The sequence below is a fragment of the Microbacterium sp. PM5 genome, assembly GCF_003293595.1.
Classification (GTDB): domain Bacteria; phylum Actinomycetota; class Actinomycetes; order Actinomycetales; family Microbacteriaceae; genus Microbacterium.
In genome coordinates, this window is the sequence record NZ_CP022162.1 from 461,650 (window position 1) to 478,440 (window position 16,791).

A 16,791-nucleotide genomic window follows, 5' to 3' on the forward strand; every position below is an offset into this window, starting at 1 on the left:
AGTGCCTGTGCACGCGTGCACCGACGGGCGCACGCAGGCTCCGCTATGCGCGTCGACGCACGTACCGGTGCTCGGGGCGCCCCGTGGTGCCGTAGCGCAAACGCACGTCCACGATCCCGCGGGTCGCCAACGTCGCGAGGTGGCGCTGCGCAGTGGCGCGCGAGACACCCGCCCGGTCGGCGATCTCCGCCGCCGAGGACTCGTCGTCGCCGAGCGCGCCCAGGATCACCCGCTCGGTCGCCGATCGTGACACTGACGACGTGTCGCCGCCCGCGTGCAGGATGCCGAGCGCTCGATCGATCTCGTCCTGCGACACGCTGCGCTCCTCGTCGAGCACGTTGCGAAAGCGCGCGTAGCGATCGAGGACCTCCACGAGGGCGCGCCGCTCGAACGGCTTCACGAGGTAGCCGAGCGCTCCGGCGCGCAGGGCGCGGCGCACCGTCAGCGCGTCGGTCGCGGCCGAGAGCACGAAGGCGTCGATCGGGTTCTCGCGGACGAATGCGATCCCGTCGCCGTCGGGCAGGTACGCGTCGACGAGCAGAAGATCGGGGCGTTCTGTGCGGACGGCGGCGGTCGCGTCGGCGAGCGTGCGCACCGGTGCGAGGGCGTGGTAGCCGGGGCGCTCGGCCACGATCTCGCGATGCAGCCCGGCGACGCGGAAGTCGTCGTCGACGACGAGGACGCGAAGGGGAGTGGTCATGAGGGGGGATCCCTTCGGTCGATGAATCGATCGGGTACGGGCCCGGCGTCGGAGGAGCCACCACCGAGGGCATCTCCCAGAACGCCGCACAACCGGGCACCGAACACCGCCCCCGTGAGCGCGGACGTCCCCGCGGCCTCGATGAGCCAGACGTCGCCCCCACGGCGGCGCGCCAGCTCGCGCGACAAGGGAAGGCCGACGCCGAGTCCGTGCACCCGGTCGGTTTCGGGAGCGGGTCGACGCCCGCGCGAGAAGAGATCCGCTTCGGCGTCCACACCGGCGTCCACACCGGCGCCGGAGTCGGCGACGGTGAGGACCAGATCGTGCCCGTCGCCGAAGCATCCGATCTCGACGCGGCGCGGCGCAGGCCCTTCGACAGCGGCTCGGATCGCGTTGTCGACGAGGTTGCCGAGCACGGCGGCCACATCCTCCACCTCGACCAGGTGCGCCAACAGCAGCGACTCCGGGTCGACGGAGACCCGTACGCCGCGCTCTCCCGCCTCGAGACCGTGCGCGCCGATGAGGGCGTGCAGCAGGCCGTCGCCGATGCGATCGATGTTCTCGACCGGGTAGTCGACGGGCCCGCGATGCAGCTGCTCGCCGAGGAACTCGCGAGCCTCGCCCGGGCGGTCGGCGTCGAGCATGCCGACGGCGACGTGAAGGCGGTTCGCGAACTCATGCCGCTGCACACGCAGTGCCCCGGTCATGGCCCGCACGGTGTCCAGCCGTTCGCTGAGCGCAGCGACGTCCGTGCGATCGCGGACGATCAGCACGGTGCCGAGGTTCCGCCCGGCGTGACGCACGGGCTGCGCGTCGGCATAGAGCACCCGGTCGCCCACGACCACCGCCTCACTCGCGGTGCCGTCTCGAGCCGCGGTGACGATCGCGGGGGCGACGCCCAGCTGCTCCAACGTCGTGCCCGAGGGGTCGCCGAGTTGCAGCATCCGCCGCGCCGCATCGTTGCAGAGGCGCACGACGCCGCGGTCGTCCAGCGCCACGACCCCGTCGCCGACGCCGTCGAGGACGGCGGCCTGGTTCTGCACCAGGGCGACGAGCTCTTCCGGCTGCAGACCCAGCGTGAGCCGCTCCCACCGTCGTCGCAGCACGATCGCGGCGATCGCTGCCAGCAGCACGCCGGCGCCGGCCGCTGCGGCGATGCCGCCGAGCAGCGCCGGCAGGTCGTCGAACACGCTGGAGGGTTCGAAGCCCACGCTCACCTCGCCGACCGGGGCGGCACCCGCGGGGTGGGTGCCGTCGGCGCCCGGGGGCCAGATGGGCACCTTCGCACGCGCCGAGACGCCGAGCGTGCCCTGCTGCCATGTCACGACCTCGTTGCCGGCGAGCACCTCGCGGAAGTCGGTGCTGACGGGCCGGCCGAGCAGCGCGGGATCGGGATGCGCCAGACGGATGCCGTGGTCGTCGGTGATCACGACGAAGAGGGTGCCGGTGTGCGCGGTGACATCGGCGGCCAGTTCCTGCAGCGGACCGCCCGACAGATCCGCGCCGCGGGGTGTGCCGGGATCGGCGCTGATCTCGGTGACCTCGGCGCGCACCTGCGGGTCGACGGCGATCGTGCGGGCGATGTTCAGCGCGGAGGTCTCGGCCGCTGCCCGCAGCTGCTGGACGCCCAGAAGTACAAAGACGAGAACGCACACGGCGACGACCGCGATCACCGTGGTCAGTTGCACGAGCATCACCCGCGTCGCGAACCTCATCTGGTGAGCATAATGCGCTGAACTCGCGTTGCGCGCAGAAGTCCACGCAATGAGAGATAGCGCGCGCGGGCGGGGCGAGATCCCTAGAGTCGCGGAATCCGGTCGACGAGGCGCGTCGACCGCAGACGAAGGAGTCGAGATGCCCCCTGTTCTCACGTCACTCGCGGCCGCGGCCGACGAGGGCTACGACCTGGCGTTCACGCCGTCGGACGGCGTGCTGGTCGTGCTCGGGTTCACGATGGTGCTCACGTTCATGGCGCTGATCATGACGCGCCGACTGACCCCCATGGTCGCCTTGATCGTGGTGCCGACGATCTTCGGCCTGTTCGCCGGCGCCGGCTTCGGTCTGGGCGACATGGTCATCGACGCGATCAAGTCCATGGCACCCACCGCCGCCCTGCTCATGTTCGCGATCATGTACTTCGGGATCATGATCGACGTCGGCCTGTTCGACCCGCTCATCCGTCTGATCACCCGCGTGCTCGGCGACGACCCCGCGAAGGTGGTGCTGGGCACCGCGCTGCTCGCCGGTGCGGTGTCGCTGGACGGTGACGGCTCGACGACGTTCATCATCACGACCTCGGCGATGCTGCCGATCTATCTGCGTCTCGGCATGAGCCCCGTGGTGCTCACGTGTGTCGCCGGACTCATGAACGGCACGCTCAACATCGTGCCGTGGGGCGGTCCCACCGTGCGCGCGGCATCCGCCCTTTCGCTGCAGCCGACGGACATCTTCGTGCCCATGCTCCCGTCGCTCGCGACGGGTCTGGTGATCTCGTTGGGCTTCGCCTGGTTCCTCGGGCTCGGCGAGCGTCGCCGTCTCGCCGGGTCGATCGACACCACCCGCATCGAGTCGACCCGCGGCGACGGCATCTTCGGCGCGCCCCGACTGTTCCGCGGCGCCGAGCCGAAGCCCGGTGCTGCCGCGACGCTGCGCACCGGCAACATCGTCACCGTGCGGGGAGCCCGCGGTGCGGTCGCCGCCACCGCGCTGGTGGATGCCGCCGACACCGCCATGGCCGACACCATGCTCGACCCGAACCGGCCCACGCTGCGCCCGCGTCTGATCTGGTTCAACCTCGCGCTGACCGTCGTCGTCATGGTGCTGCTGGTGCTCGACCTGTTCCCGCTGGCGTTCGTCTTCATGGTCGGTGCGGCGATCGCGCTGATCGTCAACTTCCCGAAGCTCAAGGGCCAAGCCGACGAGATCGTCGCCCACGCGCCCTCGATCGTCGGGGTCGTATCGATGGTCCTCGCCGCGGGTGTGCTGGTCGGCGTCCTCAACGGCACCGGGATGGTGACGGCGATGGCGTCGTGGATCACCGCGGTGATCCCCGCCGAGATGGGCCCCTTCCTTGCGGTCATCACGGGCGTGCTGTCGATCCCGTTCACGTTCTTCATGTCGAACGATGCGTTCTACTTCGGCATCCTGCCGGTGCTGGCCGAAAGTGCCTCGCACTTCGGCATCGCGCCCGTCGAGATGGCACGCGCCTCCATCACCGGGCAGCCCGTCCATCTGCAGAGCCCGCTCGTTCCCGCGATCCTGCTGCTGGTGTCGCTGGCGAACGTCAACCTCGGCGATCACCACAAGAAGGTGCTGTGGCGGGCCGCGCTGGTCTCATTGGCGATGCTCGCCGTCGGCGTTCTGGTGGGCGTGATCCCGCTCGCCGCCTGAGGGCGGTTGCTGCGCGGTCGACGGGCATCAGCTCCCGTCGGCCGCGCCGTCGTCGCTGGAGTGCGGACGCACGCGCACGATGTTCGTCGTCTCGTCGATGTCGGCGACGCCGGGGTAGGCCTTGACGAAGTCGGAGAAGGACCGGTGGCCCAGGGCCTTCTCGCTGAAGGACGGATCCATGCGCTTGAGCAGGTTCTTCACCGCCGAGAGGTGCACCCACTCGTCGTCGGTGCGCTCCTGCTCCAGGCGCAGGGCACGCCGCAGAAGCTCCGCCGTCGGGTCCTCGGTCTTCTTGCGTCGACGCGACGATGACGGGCCCGCCGTGGCGGCGGCATCCGCCTTCTTCTGGGTCGCGGCGGACGCCGGCAGCACCACTCCGGGCAGCGAATCGTACGAGTCGAACTGATCGCATGCGGCCGCGAGCGACTTGGCCGTCGAGCCGGCCACGCCGACACCCACCACGACGCGACCCAGACGCTTGCACCGCTGCGCGAGCGGCACGTAGTCGCTGTCGCCGGCGACGATCACGACGTGGGTGAGGTCGGGCAGGCGGAACATGTCCTCGACGGTGTCGACGGCCAGACGGATGTCGGCACCGTTCTTCGCGTAGGCTGCCGCGGGGAACAGCTGCACGAGGTCGACGGCGCGCGCGACCAGCTGCGAACGGTACAACGCGTTGACCGGCGACGACCAGTCGGCGTAGGCACGCGTGAGCACGAGAGTGCCGAAGGACGCCGCGTAGTCGATGATCGCCCCGACATCGATCGTGGCCTCCTTCAGGCGCTGGGCGATCTCGGGGGCATCGGGGTCGGCGATGATCTTCTGGCGGTCGGCGGCGTAGGAATTGCGCCCGTGCACGCGGTCGTACCAACTCATGACGATGTTGTCGAAGTCGAGGTAGACGGCGACGCGGTTGCCCTGCAGCTCGACCATGTCAGCGCTCCTTCGGGTAGGTCACGCCGAGCTGGCCCCGCACGTCGTCGAGCGCGTGCATGATCGCGATCGACTCCGCGAACGGCAGCAGGTCGCTGTCGGTGCGACCGGAGCGCAGCAGGCGCTCGGCGGCGAGGGCCTGGAACTGCATGCCGCGGCCGTCGACCTCGCTGCGGTACTCCTCGATCAGGGTGCCGTCGGTCGCGGTGACCCGGAAGGAGGTGGGCTCGTACCAGACGCGATCGATGTCGATCCGGGCGTTCGTGCCGATCACGTGGGCGGTGTTCGGACCGGCGGCGCGCGAGCTCGTCGCGATCGACGAGATGGCACCGCCCGCGTGGACGGCGGCGATCGCGACCTCGGTGTCTGCTCCGGTGTCGCCGAGGCGGCCCACCGCGCGGATGTCGGTCATCGGTCCGAGCACGTCCCACGCGAAGGAGACGGGGTAGATGCCGAGGTCCAAGAGGGCACCGCCGCCCAGTCCGAGAGCGTTCAGCCGATGCGCCGGATCGGTGGGCAGCGACTGCGTGTGGTCGGCGATGACCGTGCGCAGCTCGCCCAGGGCGCCGTCGGCGATGAGTTCGCGGATGCGGATCATGTGCGGCAGGTACCGGGTCCACATCGCCTCCATCGCCAACAGCCCGCGCCCCGCGGCGATGTCACGGATCGCGATGGCCTCGTCGGCATCCAGGGTCACGGCCTTCTCGATGAGAACGTGCTTGCCGGCCTCCAGGGCGAGGATCGCGTGCTCTCGGTGATGACTGTGCGGGGAAGCGACGTACACGATATCGACGTCGGGGTCGGCGACGAGCTCTTCGTACGACCCGTGCGCGTGAGGGATGTCGTACGCGGCGGCGAACGCACGCGCCGACTCCGGGCGGCGCGATCCGACGGCGGTGACGGTGAGCCCCGCCGTCCGCAGATCCTTCGTGAAGGCGTGGGCGATGCCGCCCGTGGCGAGGATTCCCCAGCGGATGGGCGCGGTCGGCACACTCGTGCCGGGGGCGTTGTCGGTCATGCGACGAGCCTAGCCGCGCGCGCGTAGGCTCGAGCCGTGAGTGCCGACACCGAGGCGTCGATCGCCCGATTCCGTGAGCTGCTGCAGATTCCGACCGTCTCGCACGCGGACGAGAGTCTCGTGGACGCGGATGCGTTCACGCGCTTCATCGACACGCTGGCGCGTCTGTATCCGACCGCGCATGCCGCTCTCGAGCGTGAGGTCGTCGACGGCTACTCCGTGCTGTTCCGCTGGTCCGGCCGGCAGAGCGCGGCGGATCCGCTCGTGCTCATGGCCCACATGGACGTCGTCCCCGTCGTCGAAGAGGAATGGGACCACCCGCCGTTCGGGGCCGAGGTGGTCGGTGAAGGTGTCGATGCCGAGATCCACGCGCGCGGCGCCATCGACGACAAGGGCGCCCTCGTGGCGATCATGGAGGCGGTGGAGGAACTCGCCGCGGAGGGCTACGCGCCGACGCGCGATGTCTACCTCGCCTTCGGCCACAACGAGGAGACGGCCGGCGGCGGCGCGCGCGCGATCGTGGCGCTGCTGCGCGAACGCGGGGTCACGCCGGGTCTGGTGCTCGATGAAGGCGGCGCGGTCGTGGACGGTGCGGTGCCGGGGGTCGCGGTGCCGACGGCGATGGTCGGCGTCGCCGAGCGGGGCGTCCTGACGCTGCGGCTGACCGCGCGCGAGGGGGGAGGCCATGCGTCCACGCCGCCCGCCTTCCCCGCCACCGCGCGGCTCGCCCGCGCCATCGACCGCGTGCAGCGCCATCCGTTCCCGGCCCGCATCGTCCCGCCGGTGCGCGCCCTGTTCGCGACACTGGCCCCCCACACCTCACAGCCGCTTCGCACTCTCTTCTCGCACCTCGCCGCGGTGGCCCCGTTGGCCGCACGGGTGTTCGCGCGCCTCGGACCGGAACTGAACGCGATGGTGCGGACGACCGCCGTCGCCACCGAGCTGTCGGGGGCTCCGGGCGAGAACGTGCTGGCGACCACGGCTCGTGCCTCGATCAACATCCGCCTGCTCACCGGCGACACCGTCGCCTCGGCGACCGCGCGGATCCGCCGCGTCGTGGCCGACCCCGCCGTCGAGATCGAGGTGCGCCACGGGTCGGATCCGTCGCCGGTGTCACCTTGGCGCGGTGAGCCGTGGCAGCGCATCGCGACCGCGGTTCACGACGCCCTCGGAGCCGAGGTCGTGACCACGCCGTACATCCAACTCGGGGCGAGCGACAGTCGCTGGTTCACGGCGATCAGCTCGCACGTCTACCGCTTCACGCCCTTCCACCTCACGCGGGCCGAGCGCGACGCGCTGCACGCCCACAACGAGCGCATCCGCGTCGGGTCGTGGCGCAACGGCATCCGCTTCTATCGCGCCCTCATCCGAGCCAGCTGACGCTTTCGGCGCCCGCCTCTCCCGCTGCATGTCCCACTCTGTGCTGTTGGGCGCGCTCTCACCCAGCGGGAACCGGGACACGCTCCGCGGGGACCGGGACACGCTCCGCGGGAATGGGGACACGCTCCGCGGGGATCGGGACGCGCACGGCGGGTGGGGTCACGCGGAGAGCGCTTTCGTGATGCGGGGGAGCGAGACCGGCTCGGCGGTGCCGAGCGCCTGGGCGAACACGCTCACGCGATACTCCTCGAGCAGCCAGCGCGCGTGTGCGATCGGAGCGGGAGCGTCGGACGCCAGGGGAAGCGCACCGCCAGCCTCCGCGTAGAGCGCAGCCGCGCGTTCGAACTCGGTGAGACGCTGGCGGTCGCGGCCGGGATTGTCGGCGAGGGTCCGAACCCGCTCCAGGGCGCCCTGCAGATAGCGCGGAAGATGACGCAGCCGATCGAGGCCCGTGCGCGAGACGAACCCGGGATAGATCAGCCCGCTCAGCTGCGCCTTGACATCGCCGAGTGCGGCGAGCAGTGTCATCGCGTTCTGCGCCTTCACGGCACGCTCGACGTCGCGCTGCAGCGTCAGGATGCGTGCGGTCAGCGACACCGCCTGGAACAGCTCGTCCACCACGGCCGTCGACAGCGCGTCGCGGACGACGGCGAACTGCTCGGGTGTGCGGACGCCACCCGGGGCGACGCGCGCCATCACCGCATCGGCGACGGCCACGCGCGCATCCTCGATGAGCGCCTTCGCGGACGGGTACGGCGACGCCGCGAGAGAGAGTTTCTCCGCAGCGGTCAGATGGTCGAGCACGTAGGCGCTGGGCGAGGGCACGGCGAGCAGCAGCAGGCGACGGACCCCCGCGTGCGTGAGGCGCGCGGCCCGTTCGGGTGTGGACTCGATGCGCAGCGCCACGGCATACTTCTCGTCCACGAGCGCGGGGTAGCCCCGCACGACGCCGCCGGCGACCTTCGTGTCGACGACCTCGGGGAGTGTGCCGAGGTCCCACGTCAGAATGCCGCTGCGCTCGACGATCTGCGGCGCGCCGGGTGCGGATGCCGTCGCCGCCCCGTCGCCCGACGGCATGCCGGACTCCGAGATCCCCGAGGCGCGGGCGACGCGCCCGGCGGGTTGCTGCTCGCGCGTGAGGGTGCGGGCGACCTGCTCGCGGGCGCGGCTGGCGAGGCGGCCCTGCAGGTCGGCGAGGTCGCGGGAGGTGCCGACGGTGCGTCCCCGGTGATCGACGGCCCGGAACGTCATCAGCAGGTGCGCGGGCACCCGCTCGAGGTCGAAGTCGTCGGCCGTCACGGGCTGGTTCGCCACGCGCTGGATGCGGGCGGCCAGGGCGCTGCGCAGCGTCTGGGGCGGCAATCCGTCGTGGTGCTCAGGACCGGCCGACGCCACGTCCTCGCCGAGCTTCGCCGCCCAGTCCGCGGCCGGCACCACGTGCCGGCGGATCGCCTTCGGCAGCGCTTTCAACAGTGCCGTCATCAGCTCCGCCCGCAATCCCGGCACCTGCCAGTCGAAACCGTCGGGGCGCAGCGCCGCCAGCAGCGGAAGCGGCACGACCACGCTGACGCCGTCCTCGGGATTTCCGGGTTCGAAACGATACGCAAGCGAGAGCACCTGGTCGCCCTGCTGCCAACGACCGGGGAAGGCGCGCTCATCCGCCCCCGACGCGTCATCGCGGAGGTCGGCCTCGGTCAAGTCGAGAAGGCGCGGTGAGCGCGGCGAGGCCTCGCGCCACCACGTCTCGAACGAGCGCACATCGAACACGTCGTGCGGCACGCGCGCGTCGTAGAACGTGAAGACAGCCTCGTCGCCGACGAGGATGTCGCGGCGGCGTTCGCGCTCCTCCACCTTCTCCAGGCGGCGCCGCAGCTCCAGGTTGCGGCGTTCGAATGCGGTCAGACGCTTGTCGAGGTGCTGGCTGTTCCAGTCGCCGTCGACGAGCGCGTGCCGGATGAACAGCTCCCGCGCGAGCGGACGGTCGATGCGGGCCAGCTGCACGCGCCGGCGCGGGATGATCTCCACCCCGAAGAGCGTGACTTTCTCGGCGGCGACGGCGGCACCGGCATCCTTCGACCAGTGCGGGTCGCTGAGCTGACGGTGGGCGAGATCGCCGGCGAGCTCCTCGGCCCACGCGGGATCGATCGCCGCCACGGTGCGGGCGAACAGCCGCGAGGTCTCGACCAGCTCGGCCGCCATGACCGCATCGGGGCTCGCCTTGCGCAGACCCGATCCGGGGAAGATGGCGAAATTCGCGCCCCGCGCTCCGCGGTAGGTCGCGATCTGCTTGCGACGGTCGTTTCCGCCGCCCTTCGCCGCGCCCTTCTTCGCCGGTGTCAGCGAGCGGGTGTCGAGGATGCCGATGTGCGAGAGCAGACCCGACAGGATCGCCCGGTGCACGCGCGCGGGGTCGGCCGCCGCGCCGTCGGAGGTCGAACCGGTCTTCGCGCCCATCAGCTGGCGCAGCTGCCGATGCACGTCGGCCCACTCGCGCACCCGCACGTAGTTGAGGAACTCGCTGCGGCACAGGCGTCGGAAGGCGCTGGAGCCGAGGTCGCGCTGCTGTTCCTGCAGGTGGTTCCAAAGGTTGAGGAGGGTGAGGAAGTCGCTCGTCGGATCGGCGAAGCGCGCGTGGAGGCGGTCGGCCTGCTCTCTCGCCGCGGGGTCTTCGGCCGACGGGCGTTCGCGGACGTCCTGGATCGACAGTCCGGCGACGATCGCGAGCACGTCGGGGAGCACCTCCAGACGACGCGCCTCGATGAGCATCCGCGCGAAGCGGGGGTCGATCGGCAGGCGTGCGATCTCGCGGCCGAGGGAGGTCAGCCGCCGTGACGGCGAGACGGCCCGCAGCTCGGTCAGCAGGTCGAACGCGGCTTTGACCCCGCGGCTGTCCGGCTTCGTGAGGAAGGGGAAGTCCTCGATGTCGCCGAAGCCGAGCGCGAGCATCTGCAGGATGACGGACGCGAGGGAGGTACGGAGGATCTCGGGCTCGGTGTATTCCGGGCGTGCGAGGAAGTCGTCCTCGCTGTAGAGGCGGATCGCGATGCCGTTCGAGGTGCGCCCGGCTCGTCCGGAACGCTGCTGGGCCGACGCCTGCGACACCGCCTCGATCGGCAGACGCTGCACCTTCGAGCGTGCACTGTAGCGTGAGATGCGGGCCGTACCCGCATCGATCACGTAGCGGATGCCGGGAACCGTGAGACTCGTCTCGGCAACGTTGGTCGCCAGGATCACGCGCCGACGCACGCCGGCAACGGCCGAGGGTTCGAACACGCGGTGCTGTTCGGCGGCGGAGAGCCGACCGTAGAGGGGGAGGACCTCCGTGGGGCGCGCATCCTTCGCGTACATGCCGCGGACGGCATCCATCGCGTCGCGGATCTCCGCCTCGCCGGGGAGGAAGACGAGGACATCGCCGTTCGCTTCGCGGTCGAGCTCCCGCAGAGCGGCCGTCAGCGTGTCGACCTCGTCACGGTCGCCGTCGCGCGGGCTGTCGGAGTCGGCCGCACCCGGGCGGTAGCGGATCTCGACCGGGTAGGTGCGGCCGGACACCTCGACGATCGGCGCGGGTGTGCCCCCGGCATCCGCGAAGTGTCTCGCGAAGCTCTCAGGATCGATCGTCGCCGAGGTGATGACGAGCTTCAGATCGGGGCGCTCGGGCAGGATGCGTGCGAGGTAGCCGAGGAGGAAGTCGATGTTCAGCGATCGCTCGTGGGCCTCGTCGATGATGATCGTGTCATAGCGGCGCAGCAGGCGGTCGCGGTGGATCTCGTTGAGGAGGATGCCGTCGGTCACAAGCGCGATCTGGGTGTCCTCCGACACCTGATCGGTGAAACGCACCTTGTAGCCGACAGCACCGCCGAGCGGCACCTGCAGCTCCTCGGCGACGCGCTCCGCGATGGTGCGCGCGGCGATGCGTCGCGGCTGGGTGTGCGCGATCTTCGTGCGCCCGAGCTCCAGGCAGATCTTCGGCAGCTGCGTGGTCTTGCCCGACCCGGTCGCGCCGGCCACGATCACGACCTGATGATCCCGGATCGCGCGCGCGATCTCGTCGCGCGCGGCGCTGACGGGCAGCTCCGGCGGGTAGGAGATCACGGGCGTGGGGGAAGGCATAGCCCTCCATCGTATTGCGCTCGGGGCGATCAGGCGCTCGGGCGGAACCCCGACACTTCCACGATCGCGTCGAAATAGGTCAGCAGCACGTTCGGAATGTCGCCGAGCGGGCTCGAGAGCACCACGAGAGCGAGCTTCTTCGAGTCCGGGACGGGGTACCAGTAGTGGGCGACGAGGCGGCGCTGCGTGAAAGCCTCGCCGTTCTCGACCTCGACCGACTCGTCGATGCGATGCGCGCGGACCACCTCGCCGTCCGCGAACGGACGCCGCACCGCCGTGCCCGCCATCTCGGGAGCGATCGTCGGCAGGGACTCTTCGAGCACGGCGAGCACGCGCTCGGGGTTCGTGCCGATGGCGGGGCTCATCCGGAACCGGTCGTCGTCGAAGAGTGTCAGCATCGCCGACATCGGCTCCCCGGGGCCGAGCTCCGTCTGCAGCAGCAGCAACCGCCCGTGCGCCTCGCGCGCGGCCCGTGCGGCCTCGACGAGGTCGTCGCGCATTCGGCGCCGCGGCGTGGCGTTCTCGTCGGCAGTGCCGAGCGTGCCACGTGCGACCTCCGCGGCCGATGTGCGGGCGGCGTCGTCGGAGTCGAGGGCGACCTGCCACCATGTGCCGAGCAGCCGGAAGGCGAGCTCGGGCTCGTGCGTGGTGCTCATGGAACGCGGCGCGTCAGCCGAGCGCGGCAAGATCGCTCATCGGCACCACGAGGCCGCCGTCGATCCAGACCGTGGACAGCCCAGAGGGCAGGCCTCGGATGGCGTCGGACAGATCGAGGATCTGCTTCGGGTTGGAGGCGTCTCGGGCGACGAGATCGAGCATGTCGGCATCGCCGTGGGCGGAGTCTCTCACCGCGATCAGAACGGCGGTCAGCGTCTGGGTCGAGACCGGCTCGCTCCCGGTGATGCGGATGACGACCGTGAGCTGGCGGGCGGCTCCCGAGAGGCTCGTGGTGACGGTGCTCGCGCGCTCGACGCGCGGGTCGGATGTCGCGATCGCGTCGTACACGGGCTGAAAAGCGTCCACGCTACTCTCCAAGGGGGTCGGGGCGGACTGGGGGGCATCGAAGAGAGAGGAGCATCCCGTTGAAGCGCCCACGGCGAGCAGAGCGACGAGAACACTAGCGAATCGGCGAGCTGAGGCTCCCGCGATCATCGTCACTCCTTCCACGTGTAGTAGCTCTCTTCGTAACCATACGCATTCTCATCGCCGATGAAGTATCGGTCGAGATCGTCGCGCGTGGCCGCCGGCACCTGCCCGATGTTGTTCTGCAGCGTGGAGTTGTAGGCGGGCGAATAGTGGATCCCTCCGACGCCCTGCGATGCAAGGGGCGAGTCCTCCTGGATCGTCGTCCAGTTGGGCCTGTCCGTGGGAGCGTAGCCGTCGGTGCCGAGCGAGATGACGCTGTCGAGCCGCGGAACCGGATCCCCATTGTGCTGCACCGAGACGACGGTGGTCGTGGAGGGGATGGGCATGCTGTCGATCGGTGCACCCGCGACGACGACGGCGTCCCAGTTGTAGTCGTTGTTGTACGCGGCGAGCGTTCCGGCGAGGATCCCACCCTGGCTGAACCCCACCAGCATCACCGGGTCGTCGGGTCCCACGCCGGCCTGCTTCATCGCTTCGAGCACGGCGCGCTCGTACTGCGAGCGCAGCGAGGGCGTGAGCATGAGCGCCAGGTTGCTGTCCAGATCGTTGACCGCGCCCTGATCGCCGTTGAGCCGGGAGAACCACTCCTGGGTGCTCGGCAGCGTGACGCGCCAGCGCACGACGCCGTCGGCATCGACCACCTTCGTCACACTGATGACCGTCTCGTCGGCGGAATCCTTGGTGTGGTGGCCGAGCGAGTCGACGAGCGTGGTCTCCTTCAACGCGTGAGCGAGGTCGGTTGGCTGCCCGCGGTAGTTGTCGACCTCCGAGTCGGTGAGGTTGCGTTTGCTGACGGCGGGCGTGGGCTTGGTGACGTCGGAGAGGATGCTGGCGAGGAGAAACCCTGCGAGCAGGCCGACGACGAGGGCCGCGATGAACGGACCGATGAACGGGATCATCGACAGCAGCGCATAGACCAACGCGAGGATCAGGACGGTTCCCACCAACGCCAGAACGGTCGCGACGAGCCGCTGGAGCTCGTTCCACAGATCTTGGAGGAAGTCGCCGATCCATTTTCCGAGGTCGGCGAAGAACGATCCGAGACCCTCGAAGAAGTTGCCGACCTTGTCGAGCCACCCCTCGTTGGTAGCGTCGATGGCGCTGTCGATGAGCGACATCGCGCGTTGCGCCGCCGCCTCCATGTCGCGTCGGGCCTGCTCGTGCGCTTCGCGCGCCGCCGTCGCGGCGTTGTCGTAGCGCCGGGCGGCGGCGCGCGCCTCGGCGAGCTGACGCTCCGCGGCCTCGATGTTGCCGGTCGGCGCCGCGGACTGCTCGAGGGCACGGAGCTGACGGTCGTACGCGGACACCTGCGTGTCGGCGCTGCCGGCGTGCCGCTCGGCGTAGGCCTCGTTGGCGTCGGCCTCGTCGGCCTTGCGGTGCGCCTCGCGCAGGGCTGCCGCGTACTCCACGAGGGCGTTCGCCGTGCCCGCATAGCGGCCATAAGCCTCGGACAGGTCGCCGGCGACCTGTCCGCTGCGCTCGCGGATCGCGTCCAGCGAACGCGCGGTGCTGGCGTAGGCGAGGTTGCGCAGATCGTCGGCGGCGCGCTCGATGCGGCTCGCCGACGACACGTACGTCGCGGCGCGCTCCGCGAGCGCCTCCGGGTTGCCGGGAAGAGTCATCGGTCACCTCCTGCGGGCGGAGTCGGCGAGGGTCCCGGTGACGGGCTCGGCGTCGGCGCGGGGGCTGCCGGGGCGGCGGGCGCGGTGCTCTTGCCGATCTCGTCGTTCAGGTTGGTCGCGGCGGTCTGATCGCCCGCCGCCGCCTGCTGGAGGGACGCGGCGAGGTCGGTGTCGAGGTCCTCGAACGTGTCGACGACGGCGCGGAGGTAGTCCGCGATGAACGTCAGGTTGTCCTCCAGCTTTCCGCGGGCGATGTCCCACTTGTCGCCGAAGTCGCGCACTTTGCCGGCCAAGCCGTCGTGCCCCGTGTAGCCGGCCGTCTCGTCGGCGATGCGCTCGGCCGCCGAGAAGTCTCCCGCGATCCGTTCGGCGCTGGACGCGCTCGCCAGCACCTCACCGACATCGATCTTCAGGTCGCTCATGTGTCCGCCTCCCTCTGTCAGACCCTACGGGAGGGCGCAGACGGGTCGCGATGGGGAGAACAACCCATGCGGTGGATGCCGCGGCATCCGGCCCCCGCCCCCGTCGCCCCGCCTACGCTGGACGGATGAGCATTCCCCTCCTCACCCTCAACGACGGACACACCATCCCGCAGCTCGGCTTCGGCGTCTTCAAAGTCGATCCCGCGCAGACCGAGCGCATCGTCAGCGACGCCCTCGAGGCCGGCTACCGGCACATCGACACCGCCGCGATCTACGGCAACGAGGAAGGCGTCGGGCGGGCCATCGCCGCCAGCGGCATCGCCCGCGACGAGCTCTTCATCACCACGAAGCTCTGGAACGATCGGCAGGGCGGCGACCAGCCGTTCGCCGCGATCGATGAGAGCCTCGCGAAGCTCGGACTCGACGCCGTCGACCTGTACCTCGTGCACTGGCCCGCACCGGCCCACGGCAACTACGTGAACGCGTGGGAGAAGATGGTGCAGATCCGGGAGGCGGGCAAGGCCCGCAGCATCGGCGTCTCCAACCACCTGCCGTCGCACCTGTCCGAGATCATCGCGGCCACGGGTGTCACGCCCGCGGTCGACCAGATCGAGCTGCACCCGGCCTATCAGCAGCCGGACGTCACCTCGTTCGCGAAGGAGCACGGCATCCTGATCGAGGCGTGGGGTCCGCTCGGACAGGGCAAGTACCCGCTCTTCGACGAGGGGCCCGTCGCCGCCGCTGCGGCGGCCCACGGCAAGACGCCCGCGCAGGTCGTGCTGCGCTGGCACATCCAGCAGGGGCACATCATCTTCCCGAAGTCGAACAACCCCGACCGCATCCGCGAGAACCTCGACCTGTTCGACTTCGAGCTGAGCGCCGACGAGCAGTCGGCGATCACCGCGCTCGAGCGCGGGGGTCGTGTCTCCGCCCATCCCGACGAGGTCAACTGACCCGACCGTCACCGTCGTCCTCCGCGGCGTTCACTCGCTGAGCCGGCGGTAGCGTCGCAGGCGCCGCAGCCCCGCGGCGTCTGCGCGCTCCGTCGGCGCGGTGGCCAGGGCTCGGAGGGCCGCATCGGCGCCGGCCGTGTCGAGGTCGACACCGATGGCGACGAGTTCGCCGGTCGCCGGCGGCGACGGCAGTGCGGACACGTGGATCGATCGGCCGACGAGTTCGACGAGGTAGCCCCGGTCGCCGCCGGTGCCGCGCACCCGCACCCGCCCCTTGAGGCGATAGGCGCCGCGGGGAGGGTGCTCGAGGAGGTCGACGAGCGCCGACGGCGGCACCGGAGCGACCAGCGGGATCGACACCGATCGGGCGTGTTCGTGCGTGTCGTGTCCGGGACCGTGGTGCGCCTCGCGCGCGATGCGGGCGAGCGGCAGCTCGTCGATCGGGTCGTCGTGGTCGGCCACGTCGAAGACGAGGACAGGATCGATCGCGCCGGCACGGGCGGTGACCAGGTGCGCGTCGGGATTGCGCGAGCGGACGCGCGTGCTGATCCGCGCGATCGTCGATCCCCGCTCGGATGCCGGCAGCAGATCGGTCTTGCCGATCACGACGAGCGACGCCGTCGCATAGCGCGCCGGCGCGTCGTCGCCGGCATCGATCGTCGCGAAGTGGTGCACGGCGTCGATCACGTCCACCACGCCGCCTGCTCGCACGCGGGCAACGCCGCTGAAGCGGATCAGGCGGGCGAGCGCAGCGGGTTCTACGACGCCGCTCGCCTCCACGAGGATCGCGTCGAGGCGCAACCGCGGGGCGGCCAACCGTGCGAGCGCGTCGTCGAGTCCCCCCGCATCCGGCAGGCAGCATACGCAGCCTCCCGAGATCGCGGCGGCCTCGTCGACCTGACCGGTGACCAGCGCGGCGTCGACGTTGAGGACGCCGAAGTCGTTCACGACCACTCCGAGGCGGGCGCCGGGCGTGCGCAGCAGGTGGTTGACGAGGCTCGTCTTCCCCGCGCCGAGATGGCCGGTCACGGCGACGACGGGCACGCGCGATGCCGCGGTTCCGACCACTCCGGCGGCCGTGTTCGCGTGCGGCATTCGTCCTCCCGCACGCATACTA

Annotated in this window: 13 protein-coding genes; 3 read left to right on the plus strand and 10 right to left on the minus strand. The window is 70.5% G+C overall.

Annotated elements, in window-relative coordinates:
• Positions 1-43: 43 nt before the first annotated feature.
• Positions 44-700, minus strand: coding sequence for a response regulator (locus CEP17_RS02255; RefSeq protein ID WP_036315954.1), 657 nt, complete (start codon positions 698-700; stop codon positions 44-46).
• Positions 697-2,394, minus strand: coding sequence for a sensor histidine kinase (locus CEP17_RS02260; protein ID WP_112931109.1), 1,698 nt, complete (start codon positions 2,392-2,394; stop codon positions 697-699). The genes CEP17_RS02255 and CEP17_RS02260 overlap by 4 nt, the downstream gene beginning before the upstream one ends.
• 160 nt (positions 2,395-2,554) lie before the next feature.
• Here CEP17_RS02260 and CEP17_RS02265 point away from each other — a divergent pair, with 160 nt between their 5' ends.
• Positions 2,555-4,090, plus strand: coding sequence for a CitMHS family transporter (locus tag CEP17_RS02265; protein ID WP_036315962.1), 1,536 nt, complete (start codon positions 2,555-2,557; stop codon positions 4,088-4,090).
• A gap of 27 nt (positions 4,091-4,117) precedes the next feature.
• On the opposite strand, the gene CEP17_RS02270 is transcribed toward CEP17_RS02265, so the two are convergent.
• Both CEP17_RS02270 and CEP17_RS02275 read right to left on the minus strand, forming a co-directional pair.
• On the minus strand, positions 4,118-5,023 hold the full coding sequence (locus tag CEP17_RS02270) for an NYN domain-containing protein (RefSeq protein ID WP_112931110.1): 906 nt from the start codon (positions 5,021-5,023) through the stop codon (positions 4,118-4,120).
• Between the two features lies 1 nt (position 5,024).
• Positions 5,025-6,041, minus strand: a complete 1,017-nt coding sequence (locus CEP17_RS02275; RefSeq protein ID WP_112931111.1) for a Gfo/Idh/MocA family oxidoreductase — start codon at positions 6,039-6,041, stop codon at positions 5,025-5,027.
• 36 nt (positions 6,042-6,077) lie between these two features.
• Between CEP17_RS02275 and CEP17_RS02280 the strand changes: the two genes are divergently transcribed.
• Positions 6,078-7,421, plus strand: a complete 1,344-nt coding sequence (locus tag CEP17_RS02280; RefSeq protein WP_112931112.1) for a M20/M25/M40 family metallo-hydrolase — start codon at positions 6,078-6,080, stop codon at positions 7,419-7,421.
• A gap of 159 nt (positions 7,422-7,580) precedes the next feature.
• On the opposite strand, the gene hrpA is transcribed toward CEP17_RS02280, so the two are convergent.
• The 5 genes from hrpA to CEP17_RS02305 form a co-directional block, all read right to left on the minus strand.
• Positions 7,581-11,531 carry an ATP-dependent RNA helicase HrpA gene (gene hrpA / locus CEP17_RS02285; protein WP_112931113.1) on the minus strand — a complete coding sequence of 1,317 codons (3,951 nt, stop codon included), beginning with the start codon at positions 11,529-11,531 and terminating at the stop codon, positions 7,581-7,583.
• A 29-nt stretch (positions 11,532-11,560) separates the two neighbouring features.
• Positions 11,561-12,187 carry a hypothetical protein gene (locus tag CEP17_RS02290; protein WP_036315417.1) on the minus strand — a complete coding sequence of 209 codons (627 nt, stop codon included), beginning with the start codon at positions 12,185-12,187 and terminating at the stop codon, positions 11,561-11,563.
• 13 nt (positions 12,188-12,200) lie between these two features.
• Positions 12,201-12,554, minus strand: a complete 354-nt coding sequence (locus CEP17_RS02295; RefSeq protein ID WP_036315419.1) for a hypothetical protein — start codon at positions 12,552-12,554, stop codon at positions 12,201-12,203.
• A 131-nt stretch (positions 12,555-12,685) separates the two neighbouring features.
• Positions 12,686-14,299, minus strand: coding sequence for a hypothetical protein (locus CEP17_RS02300; RefSeq protein ID WP_112931114.1), 1,614 nt, complete (start codon positions 14,297-14,299; stop codon positions 12,686-12,688).
• Positions 14,296-14,721, minus strand: coding sequence for a hypothetical protein (locus CEP17_RS02305; protein WP_036315437.1), 426 nt, complete (start codon positions 14,719-14,721; stop codon positions 14,296-14,298). Before CEP17_RS02305 ends, CEP17_RS02300 begins: the two co-directional genes overlap by 4 nt.
• A gap of 125 nt (positions 14,722-14,846) precedes the next feature.
• Between CEP17_RS02305 and CEP17_RS02310 the strand changes: the two genes are divergently transcribed.
• Entirely contained in the window at positions 14,847-15,674 is an 828-nt protein-coding gene (locus CEP17_RS02310; protein ID WP_112931115.1) for an aldo/keto reductase, read from the plus strand.
• Positions 15,675-15,704: 30 nt separating this feature from the next.
• Here CEP17_RS02310 and CEP17_RS02315 read toward each other — a convergent pair whose 3' ends face one another.
• On the minus strand, positions 15,705-16,769 hold the full coding sequence (locus CEP17_RS02315; RefSeq protein WP_112931116.1) for a GTP-binding protein: 1,065 nt from the start codon (positions 16,767-16,769) through the stop codon (positions 15,705-15,707).
• Between the last annotated feature and the right edge of the window lie 22 nt (positions 16,770-16,791).

Bases quoted from the DNA above. Each gene is read 5' to 3' on its own strand.
- CEP17_RS02255 (WP_036315954.1), bottom strand. From the start codon at position 700: ATGACCACTCCCCTTCGCGTCCTCGTCGTCGACGACGACTTCCGCGTC.
- CEP17_RS02260 (WP_112931109.1), bottom strand. From the start codon at position 2,394: ATGCTCGTGCAACTGACCACGGTGATCGCGGTCGTCGCCGTGTGCGTT.
- CEP17_RS02265 (WP_036315962.1), top strand. From the start codon at position 2,555: ATGCCCCCTGTTCTCACGTCACTCGCGGCCGCGGCCGACGAGGGCTAC.
- CEP17_RS02270 (WP_112931110.1), bottom strand. From the start codon at position 5,023: ATGGTCGAGCTGCAGGGCAACCGCGTCGCCGTCTACCTCGACTTCGAC.
- CEP17_RS02275 (WP_112931111.1), bottom strand. From the start codon at position 6,041: ATGACCGACAACGCCCCCGGCACGAGTGTGCCGACCGCGCCCATCCGC.
- hrpA (WP_112931113.1), bottom strand. From the start codon at position 11,531: ATGCCTTCCCCCACGCCCGTGATCTCCTACCCGCCGGAGCTGCCCGTC.
- CEP17_RS02290 (WP_036315417.1), bottom strand. From the start codon at position 12,187: ATGAGCACCACGCACGAGCCCGAGCTCGCCTTCCGGCTGCTCGGCACA.
- CEP17_RS02300 (WP_112931114.1), bottom strand. From the start codon at position 14,299: ATGACTCTTCCCGGCAACCCGGAGGCGCTCGCGGAGCGCGCCGCGACG.
- CEP17_RS02305 (WP_036315437.1), bottom strand. From the start codon at position 14,721: ATGAGCGACCTGAAGATCGATGTCGGTGAGGTGCTGGCGAGCGCGTCC.
- CEP17_RS02310 (WP_112931115.1), top strand. From the start codon at position 14,847: ATGAGCATTCCCCTCCTCACCCTCAACGACGGACACACCATCCCGCAG.
- CEP17_RS02315 (WP_112931116.1), bottom strand. From the start codon at position 16,769: ATGCCGCACGCGAACACGGCCGCCGGAGTGGTCGGAACCGCGGCATCG.